Here is a 15,800-nt window from a genome sequence, read left to right on the forward strand (position 1 = left end):
TGAAATCGGACATAAGAATAAAAGAGAAAAGGTGCGTGACGGAACGGGTCAGTCACAAGGGAAAGGTGGTGGTCATATGCGGATGCGACTAAAAAAAAGAAGGCGAATCCTGGTTTTACCACCGCATTTTTTTAAGAAAAAGACTTTGCTTTTTTTCTTATTTATTCTCTTTCTGATCGGCGGATTCCTCTTTGCCGATCATCGTTTGCGACCGGTCATCCAAGCGAAAGCGGAGGCACATGCGCGCGTCTTGGCAACAACCTCAATCAACCAGGCGATTCGCGAGAAGGTCGCCAAAAATATTCGTTACGAAGATTTAATCTCGGTGAAAGTGGATAACCGGGGACGGGTCGTTCTGATGCAACCAAATACCGGTGAGATTAACCGCCTGGCTTCGGATGCCACCATCACCGTACAGGAATTAATGAAAAACACGAAGGATGACAAGATCTATCTTCCCCTCGGCCAATTGTTGGGAAGCCAAATCCTGGCGGGGCGGGGACCCGATATCCCCGTCATAATTGTCCCGGTCGGGACGGTGGAGAGCCGGGTCTACGACGTTTTTGAGGAGGCCGGGATCAACCAAACACGGCATAAAATATATCTGGAAGTAAAAACAATGGTCCGGGTGGTCGTTCCTTTGCTTGACTCCCTTGTGGAGATCCGCGCCGAGGTACCATTGACTGAAGCGATTATCATGGGTGAAGTGCCCCAGGTTTACTTTGGCGGCCAGCCGATTGTGAGCATTCCGGACCTTCTAAAAACAATTCCTGGCGAGTGAAAAACCACTCGCCAGGATGAAGAAAGCGAATTTTGACTGCTTGGCCACTTAATCAAAGAGCACACTTACGGAGTTGTTTTCGTGGATCCGCTGGATCGCCTCGGCAAACAAGGGGGCGACCGAAAGCAATTTTAACTTGGGATAAGAGGGGTCTTCGGTTAAGGGCAGGGTGTTACAGACCACCAGTTCTTTCACACTGGGCCGGTTCAGGCGTTCGAGGGCCGGTGGGGAAAAGACCCCATGGGTGGCGAGAATATGAATCTCTTTGGCTTCTCTTTCTTCCAAAGCATTGATCACTTGCTCCAGACTACCGGCGGTATCGATCATGTCATCGATAATAATCGGTGATTTGCCTTTGACATCGCCGATGAAAAAGGACATCTCGGCCACATTCGGGCCGGGCCTTCTTTTATACATGACGCCCAGGGGTAAATGTAGGTAGGTAGCAAGCTTTTCCGCTTTTTTCACACTGCCTGCATCAGGAGCGATCACGACACCGTCTTCAATATTCTTTTCCTTTATGTATTGGGAGAGCTTCGGTAGGGCGGTCAGGTTGTCGCAGGGAATATTAAAGAAACCTTGGATCGCCGGGGAGTGGAGGTCCATCGTCAGGATGCGGTCGGCACCGGCCGAGGTGAGAATATCAGCGACCATGCGCGCGGTGATCGGTTCCCGGGGCGCGGTTTTCTTTTCCTGACGGGCGTAAGCGTAAAAGGGGATCACCGCCGTGATCCGCCCGGCGGAAGCGCGTTTCAACGCATCAATCATGATCAAGAGTTCCATGAGGGTTTCGTTTACGGGTTTGGAAAAGGGTTGCACGACGAAGACATCTGCGCCACGAATACTTTCGTCGTAACGGACATAGATTTCCCCGTTGGCAAAACGGGAGATCCGGACTCCGCCCAAAGAGACACCGAGAAGAGTGGCAATTTCTTGAGCCAAAGCGGGGTTGGCGGTACCGGTAAAAAGTTTCATCTTTTGGAATTGGCTCACCATCAATCACCTCAATAATACCTAATCCTACTCTACTCCACCAAAAAACAGAAAAAAGAAGAGGCCAGCGATGAAATTCTTTGATAAAATTAAAATAACCCAAAAACAAACAAAAAAGACCCATAAAAAAGGCCTTTTTTGGGGTACACGCTACCTTCGATCAGATCGCCCTTTGTACCTTCCCTGAACGCAGGCAACGGGTACAAACTTTGATCGTTTTGGGCGTTCCGTTGATCAGTGCTTTGGTCCGTTTGATGTTTGGTTTCCAAACCCGTTTCGTTTTAATGTTGGAGTGACTGACCTGGTTACCGGTTTGCTGTTCTTTACTGCAAATATCACAGCGAGCAGACAATTGGTTTACACCTCCACAGCGCTTAATCCATACTAGGACAATTCTATCACATCAAACACCGCTCCGCAAGCCATAGTTCCAGATAATATTTGACAAAAAATTTGCATTTATATTATAAATAAAGATAATAGCCGAGGAAAGAGGAGAATTATCCTCGGGAAAGAAGTTAATAGGGGTAGATTAGTAGTATAATAGAGGGGAAGAAGCATCTGCCGGTTATTTGCCCGCCAGTTCCGTTTTTTCCAGGTTTTTTCCGAAATGAGCAGGAGTTGCGGTTTGGAGGGCGAATATAACTTAGGATTTATCCCCAAAAGGAGGTCGGATCCGTGGAGAGAAACCTCTCCGTTAAGTCCCAAAAAACTTTGGGAAGAATAGACGTCGCCCCGGAAGCCATTGCCATGGTGGCCGGGATTGCCGCATTGGAATGTTTTGGGGTCGTGGGCATGTCCTCCCGGAGTTTTCAGGACGGTATCGCCGAACTACTAACGGGCAAAGAAAATCTGACCAAAGGGATCGAGGTGCGGATCGAAGATAACCGGGTGATTGTCGATCTGTACGTGATCGTGGAGTATGGTACCAGAATCAATGAAGTTGCCCATAATGTGATTGAAAATGTAAAATACGCCATTGAAAATCAACTTGGAGTTGTGGCCACCAAAATCAACGTGATTGTGACCGGTGTCCGCACGGGAAGTAACGGTAATTTGTAGGGAGGGTCAAGGATTGAGCCTTGATTTAATCGATGGACCAAAATTAAAACAGATACTTGCTGCAGGCGTGGATAATTTGGTAGGGCATAAAGAGGAAGTGGATGCCCTAAATGTTTTTCCGGTTCCGGATGGCGATACGGGAACGAATATGTCCCTGACTTTTCAGGCGGCTTTACGGGAAGCGGAAAAGGCCACCGATGACGTGGCGAATATCCTGGAACGGGCGGCCCAGGGTGCATTGATGGGGGCCCGAGGCAACTCCGGGGTTATTGTTTCCCAGTTTTTCCGCGGTTTTGCCCGTGCGGTCGGCAAAGTGGACAAGCTGGGGATCCCTGAAATTGTCCGGGGGATCGTAGGGGCTGCCAACACGGCTTATCAGGCGGTTCGGAAACCGGTTGAGGGAACAATTCTTACGGTGGTAAGGGAAGCAGGCGAAAAAGCCCAAAAGCTCCAGGGGAAAGAGAAAGATCCGATCCGGTTTTTAGAGCAAGTCTATAAACATGCGGAAGAAGTGCTGGCCAAAACACCGGAGATGTTGCCGACGCTGAAACAGGCTGGAGTGGTCGACGCGGGCGGGAAAGGTCTGCTCTTCTTTTTTCAAGGTGTGCTTGCCGGCTTAAAAGGGGAGGCCGTCGTCGTCAGGAAGGCCGCACCGGACGAGAAAAAACAGCTTTTTGCCCGGGTTGAGGACGATTTGGATTTGGATCCGGAGAATATTACCTTCCAGTATTGTACGGAGTTTATCGTCCGCGGTGAAAATATGAATTTGGAGACCATCAGAGAGGATCTGGAGCCCCATGGTGATTGCCTCCTGGTAGTGGGGGACGAAAAGACAATAAAGATCCATATTCATACCAACAATCCGGGTTTGATCCTGGACTACGCCGTGCATTTGGGGTCATTGTCCGAGATCGACATCAACAATATGGTGGAACAGAGTCAACAACGACTGGAACAACTCCGGCGGGACCAGCCGCCCCAAGCCAATAAGGAGATCGGTTTGGTGGCCGTTGCTTCCGGCGAGGGTCTCCAGAACATCTTCCGCAGCCTCGGGGTGGATGAGGTTATTTCCGGCGGACAGACGATGAACCCGAGCACGGAAGAGCTATACAAAGCGGTGATGAAGGTACCGGCGAAACAGGTGATCATTCTGCCGAACAACAGCAATATTGTCATGACCGCCGGACAAGTCGGCGAACTCACTGATATCCCAGTGGCGGTGGTGCCTTCGAAATTTATCCCGCAAGGGATTGCGGCCTTGATGGCCTTTGCGCCGGAAGAAAGTCTGGTCCATAATCAGGAGGCCATGACCAGGGCTTTGAGTTCGGTGGTCACCGGCGAGGTGACCTTTGCGGTCCGGGCTTCTTCCATCAACGGCCTGGAGATCCAGGAAGGGGATATCGTCGGTTTAAAAGACGGCGATATCACATGTAAAGGGAAGGATGCTTCGGCGGTTCTCCTCGATTTGCTTTCCCACTGTGTTGAGGAGGAGGACTCATTTATTACTATTTATTATGGCCATGATATTAACGAGAAGGAAGCCGAAAGCGTCCTGGAGAAAGTACAGGCGCTCTACCCCGATGCGGAAGTGGAATTATATTATGGCGGACAACCCTTGTACTACTATTTATTCTCGGTGGAGTAATGGCGTATTAAGTTGCCGTTGAGCAAGTTGGCTGTTGACCAAGTTTGCCGGCGACCGGTGCAAGACGGATACAGCCAAGGCATTTTACTTCCGCGGACAAGCGGCAAGTTCGGAAGAGAAGTAGGTTTAAGATGCGGATTACAGGCGGAAAATATGGCGGACTGAAACTGCTGGGCCCAACCCATGAAGGACTAAGGCCGACCACTGATATGTTGAGGGAGGCGCTCTTTAATATTTTGGGCGCCACCTTTCTTAACGGACGGGTTTTGGACCTATTTGCCGGGGCCGGGACGTTAGGAATTGAGGCCTTAAGCCGTGGGGCCCGGGCGGTTACCTTTGTTGAGAAAGATCCGAAGGGGTTACGCCTCCTCAAACAGAATCTTCGCCGTCTACCCGACACGAACAACACTGAGGTCAGAGTCTATCCCGTTGATGTCCTGCGGATTTTACCGAAGATCAGTCGGGACGAGGCCCCCTATGACCTTATTTTCATTGATCCCCCTTTTCACGCCGACCTGTGGTTTCGAGTTTTAGAGCTGATCTCCCGGTTGTCTGTCCTGGCGACAACCGGACAGATTGTGGTGGAGATTCCGCGGCGGAGTCTCCTTCCCGAACGGATCGGGTGCCTCCAGCGGGTGGATAAAAGGGTCTATGGTGAGGTGTCGTTGGAATTTTGGGAGTATATCGATGATGGAGCTGATGGGGAATGACAAGGGCCGTCTGCCCGGGGAGTTTTGACCCGGTCACCAATGGTCATCTTGATATTATAACGAGAGCGGCCGAGATCTTCGACGAGGTAATCGTTGCGGTCGGGAACAATCCGAACAAGAAAACCCTCTTTACCATCGAAGAGCGTGTTGCGTTGCTCAAACAAGTTATCGCCGATACCGGCCTTAAAAATGTGCGGGTTGACCATTTCAGCGGTTTGCAGGTTGATTACGCGCGGGCCCAAAAAGCGCAGGTGATCGTGAAAGGGCTGCGGGCGCTCTCCGATTTTGAATACGAGTTCCAGATGGCGTTGACCAATAAAAAATTGGCACCGGAGCTTGAAACAATGTTTATGATGACGGAGAATAAATATGCTTTTCTCAGCTCCAGCCTGGTAAAGGAGATTGTTTTCTTCGGCGGGAATCCGGAAGGTTTGATTCCCCCGGTGGTCCTTGCCCCTTTACAGGAGAAAATGGCTAAAGTGAGGGAGAAAATTTGAGCAGTAACCATTTGTTCTCCCTCCTGGGGCGTTTGGAGGAACTGATCACGAAAAGCCCCCGTTTGGCGGGGCGTGCCTTTCTGCCGCTCGATGAAGCGCTGGAGATCATGAAGAAGATCCGGGTGACCATCCCCGAAGAGGTGAAGGCGGCACAGGAGCTTGTTAAGCAGAAGGAGGCTATTCTCCGGAAAGCGCAGGAAGACGCGGAACACCTCCTGACCCGTTCGCGCAAGGAGGCGGAGCGGCTCCTCGCGGAGCACCATCTGATCAAGCTGGCACAGGAAGAGGGTAAAGAGATTAAGGATAAAGCTTTGCAAGTGGCCCGGCAAATGGAGGAGGAAGCCAACCGTTATGTGTTTGAGATTTTGGGACGGTTGGAAGAGAACCTCTTGGAAGCATTAAAGGTGGTCCACCGGTCAAAGGAAAAATACAAGGCGGCCAGGGAGGAAGACGGGGCCGCGGAGCACAACAGCGATTAGAAGTTGCGGTGAAAAAATGGTGAAACAACAACCGAAGGAGATTGGAAAAATAACGATTGCCATCGACGGCCCGGCCGGGTCAGGGAAGAGTACGGTGGCCAAACGCGTCGCGGACGCCCTGGGCATCTTGTATCTTGACACGGGCGCGATGTACCGGGCGGTGACCTTAAAAGCGCTCCGGGCCGGTCTTGCTCTGGACGATGAGGCCGCATTGGCCAAGCTGGCCGCGGCGACGGCTTTGGAGTTTAAACAGACTGCCGACGGTTCCTACCACCTCTTCATGGACGGCGAGGATGTTAGTGCCCAGATCCGGACGGCGCCGGTGACGAAGGCCGTCTCAGCGGTTTCGGCCGTGGCGGGCGTGCGTGAAGTTTTGGTTAAACAGCAGCAACGGATTGGACGCCAGGGGGGAGTGGTGATGGACGGCCGGGATATTGGGACCGTGGTTCTCCCCCACGCCGATCTGAAGATTTTTTTAACCGCCTCCCTGCGTGAACGCGCCTACCGGCGGTGGTTGGAGTTGCAGGCAAAGGGAGATACGGTGACCATTGACGAGGTGGAAGAGGATTTAAAACGGCGAGATGCTTTCGATTCCGGGCGGTCCGTGGCACCGCTCCGGCCGGCACCGGACAGTGTAACCTTGGACACGACGGCGCTCTCCATTGAGGAAGTGGTCGAAAGGATCTTGGCGTTGGCTTCATCTTCTTTCTGTACGATGCAGGAGGGTTGACCAGTTTGTTGTACCGAGTTTGCCGAACGCTGCTCACCGGTTTTCTCCGCCTTTGCTACCGGTTTCAGGTATTTGGGGCGGAGCATCTGCCGGAAACGGGTCCGGTGATTGTTGTCAGTAACCACGCCAATTTTATCGACCCGATCGTGGTCGGTTGTAGCCTGCAAAAGCGGCAGGTTTGTTTTATGGCCAAAGAGGAGCTTTTCCGGGTTCCTCTGTTTGGCGGTTTAATCCGGCGCCTCGGGGCGTTCCCGGTCAAACGCGGGACAGGCGACCGGGGTGCTTTTCGGGCCGCCCGGTCGGCGCTGGCGGCCGGTAAAGTGGTGGGGATGTTCCCCGAAGGTAAAAGGTACCGGGACGGCCAAATCCACCCCTTAAAGCCGGGAGCGGCGATGCTGGCGATCGAAAGCGGAGCACAGGTCCTCCCGATGGTGATCACCGGAACCCACCATTTGAAACCCTTCCGTTTTCCACGGATCAAAGCTTTTGTTGGTCCGGCGTTCAAATTGGAAGCCACTGCGGACAAAAAAGAGACGGTCCGGCAAGGAACCGACCAAATTTTCACGAGTTTGCTTGAATTATGGGAAAAGGCGGAAGTGACGGTGGAAAAATGGGCAAAATTATAATCGGGGAGAAAGCCGGTTTTTGTTTCGGGGTGGAACGGGCCCTGCGGATTACCCAGGAGAGTCGGGAGCAAAACCAACAACCGGTTTATATCTTGGGCGCTTTGATCCATAATCCCCGGGTGATCGCGGATCTGGAAAGACAGGGGGTCAAAACCATCTCCGACCTGAAGGAGGCCGAACCGGGAGGAATTCTCCTCATCCGTTCACACGGGGCCGGTCCGCAGGTTTTTGCCGCGGCCCGGGAACGGGGGCTAAAAGTGATCGATGCCACCTGCCCCTTTGTTAGACAGGAACAAAATTACGCCCAGGAGTTGCAGCGGGATGGTTATCAAGTGTTGGTGGTTGGCGACCCCGACCATCCGGAAGTGAAGGCCGTGGTTGACACCGTCGAGGGTGATGCGGTGGTGGTGAACCCGGCCCAGCCCGACCAGTGGCGCACAAAGTCCTTCAAACCCAAACTGGGGCTGGTCTGCCAGACCACGCTTCCCCAGGAAAAGCTGGCGGCGGTTGTCGAGGCTTTGCTCCCGCTGGCCAAGGAACTGAAGATTTTTAATACCATCTGCCATGCGACCAGAGAGCGGCAGACGGAAACGGCCAAGTTGGCCCAGGAAGTCGATGTTTTACTGGTCATCGGCGGCAAGAATTCGGCCAATACCCGTAAACTGGTCGAGATTGGGGCTGCCTATACCCCAACTTATCATATCGAATCAGGAGAAGAAATTAATCCCCAATGGTTGGAAGGGAAAAAAATAATTGGAGTGACAGCCGGAGCGTCGACCCCTCAAAGTCAGATTTCCGAGGTCGTGGACTGGCTGCAACACAATTATACAGGAGGTATAACCATGGAAAATCAAGTGACGAACGGACATCTGACGGAGGAGGTAGATAAAGTGGAGAACGCAGAGGCCACCATGGACAGCGAAGCGATGGACAGCGAAGCGTTGTTGCTAAACCAAGAGATCCCGCGGCTGGAAGTGGGCGAAATAATCGAAGCCACTGTCGTGGCGGTTGACGACGGGGAGATTGCGGTTAATGTCGGCGGGAAGTCCGACTACACGATTCCCCTGGCGGAACTGACCAGCGAAAAAGTGGAATCCGCCCGTGAACTTGTGCGAGTCGGAGACAGGATTAAAGTGATGGTCCTGCAGGTAGGGGAGGAAAAAACCCGGCTTTCCAAGAAGAAAGCGGATGAAGAGTTGGCCTGGTTGCAATTGAAGGACGCTTTCCAAAAACACCAACGGGTGTCCGGGAAGATTATCCAGGCGGTCAAGGGCGGCCTTCAGGTCAGCATCAATGGTCTCATTGCCTTTCTTCCTGCTTCCCATGCGGATCTGGGTTACGTAAGCAATCTGTCCACCCTGGTGGGCTTGGAAGCGGAGTTTTATGTGATTGATTTCGACGCCCAGCGGCACCGGGTGGTCCTCTCCCGCAAAGAGGTGTTGGCGGAAGAACAGGCGGCGGTTGAGGCCAAGGTCTTTGCCGAACTGGCCGAAGGCCAGACCCGTAAAGGAGTGGTCACCCGCTTGACACCCTTTGGGGCCTTTGTGGATATCGGCGGGGGCGTGGAAGGACTCCTCCATGTTTCGGAGATCGCCTGGGAACGGATTTCCCATCCTTCGGCCCGGTTAAAAGAGGGTGAAGAGATTGAGGTCTTGGTCACCAAGGTTGACCCGGAAGCCAAAAGAATCTCCCTTAGCCTGAAACAGTTATCCCCCCATCCCTGGAGTAAGATCGGGGAGAAGTATAAGGTGGGCGATATAGTCGAGGGGAAAGTAGTCCGCCTGACCTCTTTCGGTGCCTTTGTGAACCTGGAAGAAGGCGTTGACGGTTTGATCCATATCTCCCAGTTGAGCGACCGGCGAGTGGAAAAACCCGAAGATGTGGTTCAGGTCGGCCAAACGGTCCGCGCGAAAGTGCTCAAAGTCGAACCGGAAGAAAAGAGAATCGGTTTAAGTATCCGGGCCGCCCAGGAGAAACCCAAGAAGGAGGAACCGGTGCGGGAGGAGAAGCAGGCCCCGGTTATTCCTGGGCTGGAGGATAAACCGCTCTCTTCCAATCTAGGCGACCTGCTGGCCGAAAAGATGGGGTTGGACCAAAACGACCGCAATTAATAAAAACCAGTTTGCCAATCACAATAAAAAAAACAGTTGCCACTGATAAATAACATGTTTGCTTGCGAAAGCTTTCCTCAGCATGGGGAAAGCTTTTTTTGTCTCCGCTTTTGCCTCCTCCACGTCGCTTTGGGCCTGCCGGCGAAACCCCGTCGGGCGGCTTTTTAGTTGCCGGGTTAGTTTTTGAATTGTAATTTAAAGCGGTGGGATAATAAGTTTTAACATGACCGGACTGTGACGTAAGGAACGGGAGGAGGAAAATGGATGAGTATCGGCTTGTTGCTACTGATTGGCGCGGGGATTTTGATCCTGTTGGGACTGGCCCAGCAGGTTTTAGACCGGCTGTATCTCAACGATAAATGGGCTTTGCTGATTCTGGCGGCGATGGTCGGTGGCAGTTTTATCGAGATCCCCCTCTACCGGGGACAGCCACCGGTCAGTATCAATTTGGGCGGGGCCCTCATCCCGCTGGCCTTGAGCATCTACGTTTTATCCCGGGCGGGGACCGCCAAAGAGACCAGCCGGGGAATTCTCGGGGCGATCCTGGTGGGTGCCCTCATTTATGGCGTAGCCAAGATCTATAAATTCGATATTAACGCCGGGATGATCGAACCCCAGTATCTGTGGGGGATTATTGCCGGAGTAACCGCTTATATCATCGGGCGGTCGCGGCGTTTGGCCTTTATCAGTGCCACCAGCGGGGTGATCCTGGCCGACATTGCCCATGCCGTGGAGGGAGCCATGCGGGGCACGCGGTACGGTCCGACCCGGATCGGGGGTGCCGGCGTGCTTGATACAGTGGTGCTCGCGGGGATCATTGGCCTGGTTTTGGCGGAAATAATCGGAGAAACCCGGGAGCGGCTGCAGGGGGGACCGGACCGTTCCGACGAACGCCCGGAAGGTCTGGTTGAACCGGAACAACAGGAAGGAGGCGCGGATCATGAATAAAAAAGCAGTCGTTCTTGGCTGTGTGCTCCTGCTTGTCCTGCTGACGCTGGCCGGTCCGGTGTGGGGACATACGGAACGGACGGACGGCTATTATACCCTGGTGGATGCGGAAGGCCGCCGTATTGCCCGGACGGCCCATGAAGTGAAAAAAGGCGACCAGTACTTGACGGCCGACAACAAGCTGTACCGGGTGGAAAAAGTGGAGGAGAACACCGCACATCTGCGCTTTGTGCGCGAAGTAAATTTGGAGGCGGCGATCGCCCCGTCCCTTGTCACCCGGCTGGCCAGTGCGGTGGCCCGTCTTTTTCCGGGAAAAGAGGAATATGTTCAGGGTGGAAACCGCCCGGTGGCCATCTACCATACCCACTCGGCGGAGTCTTACGTTCCGACGGACGGGCGCGCCAGTATCCGGGAGAACGGCGGCATCTTTCGGGTGGGCGAAGCATTGGCCCAAGCGTTACGGGAGCGGGGGGTTAATGTTATTCACGAAAAAACACCCCACGACCCTCACGACGCGATGGCTTATGACCGGTCACGGCGGACCGCCACCGAGCTCTTGAAGAAAAACCCCATTGCCCTGCTGGATATCCACCGGGACGCGGTCCCGGCCGACGAGTATGCGGACGAAATCAATAATACGGCGGTCACCAAAGCCCAATTGGTGGTTGGCCGGCAAAACCCAAACATGAAAGCGAATGAAGCTTTTGCCTACCAAATCAAGTCGGTGGTCGATAAAAAATACCCCGGTTTTATCAAAGGGATTTTCTACGCCGACGGTAAGTATAACCAGGATTTGGCCCCGCGGCTGCTCCTGGTGGAGATGGGCTCCCACACCAACAGCCGGGAAGAGGCGGAAAGAGGGGCCGCGATCTTTGCGGCCGCGGCCAAAGAAGTTTTGGCCAACCCGGGGGCCAGCAACCGCGCGGTGGGTGCCGGGGCAACCCGTGCCCTTTTGTGGATCGTTGGCCTTTTGGCGGTCGGGGTGGCGATCTACTTTGCGATCAACGGCGGATTTGACAAAATCCGCACCGGGCTAGGCAGTGGCGGCGGGGGTAATGATGTCGACACCGACCAGCAATCGCCGAAGGAGGAATAGAGTTTTAAAGTAATCTACCATTGGGAGGGCGAAGATGGGGTGGCCCCTTTGGCGGCCGCCATTCATCTCGGGTATTTACCCTCCCGGGTCGAGACCGAAGCGGAGCTCCGTTTCCTTCTCCGGCAAGAACTGCCGTTGCGGAAAGGGGTTACTCCCCGCGAATTTGGCGTGTTGTTTCTGGCGGGGCGGGGACGGCGAGGGGAAGAGGTTTACACCTTGGCCACCGGAAAAAAACCGGCTTTGGTGCTGAAAACAATCACGAAGCTCCTTCCGCTTCTGGGGGAAGACCCATTAAATTACCATTTTATTGACTGTAAAGCCGCCCTTGACCAGTACCGCAAGCAGAGAGCTGTGAGTAGCCCGGCACTTTGCGGTTGGTATAATGCGATCGGCCGGATGGTCCGGGAAGTGCAAAGGAGTTTGTAGGTGAAGGTAATCTATCATTGCTACGGACGGGCCCATTCGTCGGTGGTTGCTTCCCATTTACATTTGGGAAACTTGCCGCTGGACGGACCCGTCTCGCCGGAGCAAATTATGGCGATCCCCGAATTTGACCGCGCCGAAGCGGAGGACTTTGGCGAGCCATATTTTGTGGGTCGGGACGAAGCAGGAAACGAGGTGTATATCTTGGGCCTGAACAGCCAGGCCCCCCTTTGTGTAAGGGCCATTCTCAGCTTGGCCGGCCACCTGGGTGTGGCCGACCAGATCATCCTGGTTAACACCTTGACGGCGATTGGTTTGACCACCCGCATCGGGGGTTTTATCTCCAAAAAGCTCCGCTGTCCCCAGTGGGGGAAACCCTTGGCGGCCCGTGGCATCGTTCAGTCTTTACCCCGCCTGCGGCAATTGGTCAGGGTCGTCAAAAAGGAAATAGCGCGGAAGGGATAAGTCCGCGATTCTTGAGTACCGCGGCCCTTTGACTTGGGTCCAGAGCTGGGGAGGGATTAAGATCAAGATCGGAATTCCACGGGCGTTGCTCTATTACTGGTATGGACCGTTGTGGCGCGTTTTTTTCGAGGAGTTGGGCCTGACCCCGGTCGTCTCGGGACCAACCGGGAAAGATCTTTTGAACACCGGGGTAAAGGCCAGCGTTGATGAGGCCTGTCTGCCGGTGAAAGTATTCATCGGCCACTGTTTATCCTTGAGCAACCGCTGTGATTTTTTATTGGCGCCCCGCTTGGTGAGTATAAACCGAAAGGATTATATTTGCCCTAAATTTATGGGTTTACCGGAGATGGTCAAGCAAGCGGTGGGAAAACAGCCCCTCTTCATTTGGAAAAGTGAGAAAAACTGTGCGATAGGATCACCGCAAGCGCTTCCGGCCGCCCTGCGCCAGGGGTATTCCACCCGGCGGATCAAAAAGGGGCTGCAAAAGGCGGAAGCAGCTTTCCGTACCTACCACCGCCTACTCCAGAAGGGTTTCTTCCCGGCGGAAGCGGAGGCCGTTCTCTTCGGCGGCGTGCCTCCTGCCCGGGAGGATACGGGGCGGCGGATTGGCCTCATCGGCCATCCCTATTGTCTATATGATCCTTACATCAATTTAGGGACAATTGGCCTTTTACAACGCTATGGGTTTAAAGTATTAGCCCCTGAGTATATCCCGCCCCGGCAAATCGAGGAGGAACTGCAGATCCTGGCCAAGCCCATGTTTTGGACTTTGAGTCAACGGATCTTCGGTACCTTCCGTCTTTTGTGCAAACAGAAGGTGGAGGGGATCATTTACCTCAGCGCCTTTGCCTGTGGTCCGGAAGCTTTAATCGGCGAGCTGGTGAAGAGGGAAGCCAAAGCGCTTGGACTGCCCCTCCTTCACCTGGTGCTGGATGAGCATTCGGGGGAAGCCGGAATGGTGACGAGAATTGAAGCGTTTATCGATCTTTTACAGAGAAAGAGGAGATTAAGTTGCGTTTAACCTTTCCCCATATGGGGCTCCTTTCGATTCCGGTGGAGACTTTGCTGAACAGCCTTGGCCACGAGGCGGTGCCTGCCCCGCCGACCAATAAACGCACTTTTGAACTGGGAGTCAAGTATTCGCCGGAAGGAGCCTGTCTCCCTTTTAAGATTAACCTGGGTAACTTTATTGAGGCTTTGGAACAGGGAGCGGAAGGAATTTTGATGGGCGGGGGTGTCGGCCCTTGCCGTTTCGGTTATTACGCTCAGGTTCAACAACGGATCCTGGCGGATTTGGGTTATAAATTCGAGCTGTTCCTGATCGAACCGTTGGGGGGTGAGCGGCGGGAGCTTTACCGCACGTTACGGATGTTGCTGGCGAATGTTCCGCTAACCCAGGCTATGGCCGCCTTTCGCCTGGCCTGGCAGAAGATCCGCTGGGTCGATCAGGGCAACGCGCTGCTCCGTTACATCCTACCCCGTAGTGGAGACCGGGTGAAAGCGCAGCGCAGTTACGAACATTTTCTGGCGGCGATGCGGCAGGAGAAAAAGATGGAAAAGTTCGGCGACCACTACCGGGAACTTGAGCAGGAGCTCCGTGGGAACCTCCGGCCCGAGACCGAACCGCCGCTGCGGGTTAAGATTATCGGTGAAATCTATATGGTATTGGAACCAAGGGTCAATTTCCACCTGGAAATGCTTCTGGGCGAAATGGGGGTGGAAGTGGTCCGGACCATGTCCGTCTCCCAGTGGTTGGAAGAGCATTTGTTTGGCTTTTTCTACCCCCACCACCGGCGGCGCACGGTTCTGCTTTCCGCACCTTTTTTGCCGTCCTTTGTTGGCGGCCACGGCCGGGAAACCATTGCGGAAATGGTCGATGCGGGGGTTAACGGTTTGGATGGGGTGATCCAAGTCCTACCCTTCACCTGTATGCCGGAGATTGTCGCCCAAAGTATTACCCCGGCGGTCAGCGCCGCCTACCAACTTCCCATATTGACCCTGGTCCTCGATGAGCATTCGGCGGAAGCGGGCGTGCTGACCCGTTTGGAAGCCTTTGTCGATCTGCTGCGGCGCCGCCGGGCGCAGGGCAAGGGGGCAAGGAGAGTGTTCTCCAGCTAAGAAAACTTATCTAAGAAGTTCAAGTCACTCATGAAAACCATCCTGCCCTAATCGAAAGGGCTAGGAGCGATGAGTAACGCGTTTTTGGAAGGTGATCCGATGGAAGACGGTGTTTATCTAGGGGTGGATGTAGGTTCGGTCAGTACGAACCTGGTGGTGATGGCGCCCAGCGGGCGGATTATCAAAAAAATCTACCTGCGGACCGAGGGCAACCCCATTGGTTCGGTTCAAAAGGCCTTTTGTGAAGTGGCACCGGAGTTTGCGGCGGTAAAGGTCTTGGGGGTTGGGGTGACCGGTTCGGGGCGGCAGTTGATTGGGACCATTATCGGGGCCGATGTGATCAAAAACGAGATTACCGCCCACGGGGTGGCGGCTTTACGTGCTTATCCCGAAGTCCGGACGGTGCTGGAGATTGGCGGCCAGGATTCAAAGATTATTCTGATTGAAAACGGGGTGGCGGTGGATTTCGGGATGAATACGGTCTGCGCGGCCGGAACCGGTTCGTTCCTGGACCAACAGGCGCACCGGCTTAACCTGTCAATCTCCGAATTTGGTCAGATTGCTTTACGTTCAAAAAATCCGGTGCGGATCGCGGGGCGTTGTTCGGTCTTTGCCGAATCGGACATGATCCACAAGCAACAGATGGGCCACAGCCTGGAGGATATTGTGGCGGGCTTATGTACGGCCCTGGTCCGGAACTACTTGAACAATGTGGGGAAAGGGAAGGAAATCCGGCCGCCGATCCTGTTCCAGGGGGGCGTGGCGGCGAACGCCGGGATAAAAAGGGCTTTCGAGCAGGAGTTGGGGCACCCGGTGATCGTTCCGGAGTACTACGATACGATGGGTGCCTGGGGTTGTGCCTTACTGGCCCAGGAGGAAAAAGCGGCCTACGGCAAGACGCGTTTTCGCGGGTTCCAACTGGCGGAGGAGGAGATCAGCGTCACCAGTTTCGAGTGTGTGGACTGTCCCAACCGCTGCGAGGTGATCAACGTCCATATTAACCGGCGCCCGCTCTCGGGTTGGGGCGACCGCTGCGGCAAGTGGCAAAGGATAAACGCCGAAGCCACCGGGTAAAATAAACCAGAAGAACAAAGAAAGGACAACGGGTTCAATCTG

18 protein-coding genes are annotated in these 15,800 nt (G+C 54.1%); 16 read left to right on the plus strand and 2 right to left on the minus strand.

All coding sequences use genetic code 11. The features are described from left to right. Positions 1 to 76 precede the first annotated feature (76 nt). Complete coding sequence (yunB, locus tag G5B42_RS08095) at positions 77 to 781, plus strand: sporulation protein YunB (protein WP_181339962.1); 705 nt, start codon at positions 77 to 79, stop codon at positions 779 to 781. A 48-nt stretch (positions 782 to 829) separates the two neighbouring features. Here the strand turns inward: yunB and G5B42_RS08100 are convergent, their stop codons facing one another. Both G5B42_RS08100 and rpmB read right to left on the minus strand, forming a co-directional pair. Continuing rightward, positions 830 to 1,777 carry a ribose-phosphate diphosphokinase gene (locus G5B42_RS08100; protein WP_181339963.1) on the minus strand — a complete coding sequence of 316 codons (948 nt, stop codon included), beginning with the start codon at positions 1,775 to 1,777 and terminating at the stop codon, positions 830 to 832. 157 nt (positions 1,778 to 1,934) lie between these two features. Then, complete coding sequence (gene rpmB / locus G5B42_RS08105) at positions 1,935 to 2,126, minus strand: 50S ribosomal protein L28 (RefSeq protein WP_181339964.1); 192 nt, start codon at positions 2,124 to 2,126, stop codon at positions 1,935 to 1,937. A gap of 326 nt (positions 2,127 to 2,452) precedes the next feature. Between rpmB and G5B42_RS08110 the strand changes: the two genes are divergently transcribed. The 15 genes from G5B42_RS08110 (at position 2,453) to G5B42_RS08180 (ending at position 15,758) form a co-directional block, all read left to right on the plus strand. Next, positions 2,453 to 2,836 carry an Asp23/Gls24 family envelope stress response protein gene (locus tag G5B42_RS08110; RefSeq protein WP_331274086.1) on the plus strand — a complete coding sequence of 128 codons (384 nt, stop codon included), beginning with the start codon at positions 2,453 to 2,455 and terminating at the stop codon, positions 2,834 to 2,836. Positions 2,837 to 2,849: 13 nt separating this feature from the next. Then, positions 2,850 to 4,481 (plus strand): DAK2 domain-containing protein, encoded by a 1,632-nt coding sequence (locus G5B42_RS08115; protein ID WP_181339965.1) that lies wholly within the window; start codon positions 2,850 to 2,852, stop codon positions 4,479 to 4,481. 44 nt (positions 4,482 to 4,525) lie between these two features. After that, positions 4,526 to 5,191: a 16S rRNA (guanine(966)-N(2))-methyltransferase RsmD gene (gene rsmD, locus G5B42_RS08120; RefSeq protein WP_269206188.1), complete on the plus strand. Its 666-nt coding sequence runs from the start codon at positions 4,526 to 4,528 to the stop codon at positions 5,189 to 5,191. Further along, entirely contained in the window at positions 5,188 to 5,688 is a 501-nt protein-coding gene (gene coaD / locus G5B42_RS08125; RefSeq protein ID WP_181339967.1) for a pantetheine-phosphate adenylyltransferase, read from the plus strand. The genes rsmD and coaD overlap by 4 nt, the downstream gene beginning before the upstream one ends. Continuing rightward, a complete protein-coding gene (locus tag G5B42_RS08130) occupies positions 5,685 to 6,167 on the plus strand; it encodes an ATP synthase subunit B family protein (RefSeq protein ID WP_181339968.1) in 483 nt (160 codons plus the stop codon). The genes coaD and G5B42_RS08130 overlap by 4 nt, the downstream gene beginning before the upstream one ends. A 19-nt stretch (positions 6,168 to 6,186) precedes the next feature. Beyond that, on the plus strand, positions 6,187 to 6,897 hold the full coding sequence (gene cmk, locus G5B42_RS08135) for a (d)CMP kinase (protein WP_331274087.1): 711 nt from the start codon (positions 6,187 to 6,189) through the stop codon (positions 6,895 to 6,897). Positions 6,898 to 6,905: 8 nt separating this feature from the next. Then, on the plus strand, positions 6,906 to 7,523 hold the full coding sequence (locus G5B42_RS08140) for a lysophospholipid acyltransferase family protein (protein ID WP_181339970.1): 618 nt from the start codon (positions 6,906 to 6,908) through the stop codon (positions 7,521 to 7,523). Then, positions 7,508 to 9,634, plus strand: coding sequence for a bifunctional 4-hydroxy-3-methylbut-2-enyl diphosphate reductase/30S ribosomal protein S1 (locus G5B42_RS08145; RefSeq protein ID WP_181339971.1), 2,127 nt, complete (start codon positions 7,508 to 7,510; stop codon positions 9,632 to 9,634). Before G5B42_RS08140 ends, G5B42_RS08145 begins: the two co-directional genes overlap by 16 nt. A gap of 264 nt (positions 9,635 to 9,898) precedes the next feature. Then, positions 9,899 to 10,582, plus strand: a complete 684-nt coding sequence (locus tag G5B42_RS08150) for a DUF1614 domain-containing protein (protein WP_181339972.1) — start codon at positions 9,899 to 9,901, stop codon at positions 10,580 to 10,582. Then, positions 10,575 to 11,678 carry a stage II sporulation protein P gene (spoIIP, locus tag G5B42_RS08155; protein ID WP_181339973.1) on the plus strand — a complete coding sequence of 368 codons (1,104 nt, stop codon included), beginning with the start codon at positions 10,575 to 10,577 and terminating at the stop codon, positions 11,676 to 11,678. The genes G5B42_RS08150 and spoIIP overlap by 8 nt, the downstream gene beginning before the upstream one ends. Positions 11,679 to 11,690: 12 nt before the next feature. Beyond that, complete coding sequence (locus G5B42_RS08160) at positions 11,691 to 12,104, plus strand: DUF3189 family protein (RefSeq protein ID WP_331274092.1); 414 nt, start codon at positions 11,691 to 11,693, stop codon at positions 12,102 to 12,104. Next, positions 12,105 to 12,566 carry a DUF3189 family protein gene (locus G5B42_RS08165; protein WP_181339975.1) on the plus strand — a complete coding sequence of 154 codons (462 nt, stop codon included), beginning with the start codon at positions 12,105 to 12,107 and terminating at the stop codon, positions 12,564 to 12,566. A gap of 28 nt (positions 12,567 to 12,594) precedes the next feature. After that, positions 12,595 to 13,587 (plus strand): acyl-CoA dehydratase activase-related protein, encoded by a 993-nt coding sequence (locus tag G5B42_RS08170; protein WP_181339976.1) that lies wholly within the window; start codon positions 12,595 to 12,597, stop codon positions 13,585 to 13,587. Beyond that, positions 13,578 to 14,684 carry a CoA protein activase gene (locus G5B42_RS08175; RefSeq protein WP_181339977.1) on the plus strand — a complete coding sequence of 369 codons (1,107 nt, stop codon included), beginning with the start codon at positions 13,578 to 13,580 and terminating at the stop codon, positions 14,682 to 14,684. Before G5B42_RS08170 ends, G5B42_RS08175 begins: the two co-directional genes overlap by 10 nt. Positions 14,685 to 14,753: 69 nt before the next feature. Then, positions 14,754 to 15,758 carry an acyl-CoA dehydratase activase gene (locus G5B42_RS08180; RefSeq protein WP_231133368.1) on the plus strand — a complete coding sequence of 335 codons (1,005 nt, stop codon included), beginning with the start codon at positions 14,754 to 14,756 and terminating at the stop codon, positions 15,756 to 15,758. Positions 15,759 to 15,800 lie beyond the last annotated feature (42 nt).

Source organism: Capillibacterium thermochitinicola, assembly GCF_013664685.1.
Classification (GTDB): domain Bacteria; phylum Bacillota; class UBA4882; order UBA10575; family UBA10575; genus Capillibacterium; species Capillibacterium thermochitinicola.

Bases quoted from the DNA above. Each gene is read 5' to 3' on its own strand.
- yunB (WP_181339962.1), top strand. From the start codon at position 77: ATGCGGATGCGACTAAAAAAAAGAAGGCGAATCCTGGTTTTACCACCG.
- G5B42_RS08100 (WP_181339963.1), bottom strand. From the start codon at position 1,777: ATGGTGAGCCAATTCCAAAAGATGAAACTTTTTACCGGTACCGCCAAC.
- coaD (WP_181339967.1), top strand. From the start codon at position 5,188: ATGACAAGGGCCGTCTGCCCGGGGAGTTTTGACCCGGTCACCAATGGT.
- G5B42_RS08145 (WP_181339971.1), top strand. From the start codon at position 7,508: ATGGGCAAAATTATAATCGGGGAGAAAGCCGGTTTTTGTTTCGGGGTG.
- G5B42_RS08150 (WP_181339972.1), top strand. From the start codon at position 9,899: ATGAGTATCGGCTTGTTGCTACTGATTGGCGCGGGGATTTTGATCCTG.
- spoIIP (WP_181339973.1), top strand. From the start codon at position 10,575: ATGAATAAAAAAGCAGTCGTTCTTGGCTGTGTGCTCCTGCTTGTCCTG.
- G5B42_RS08180 (WP_231133368.1), top strand. From the start codon at position 14,754: ATGAGTAACGCGTTTTTGGAAGGTGATCCGATGGAAGACGGTGTTTAT.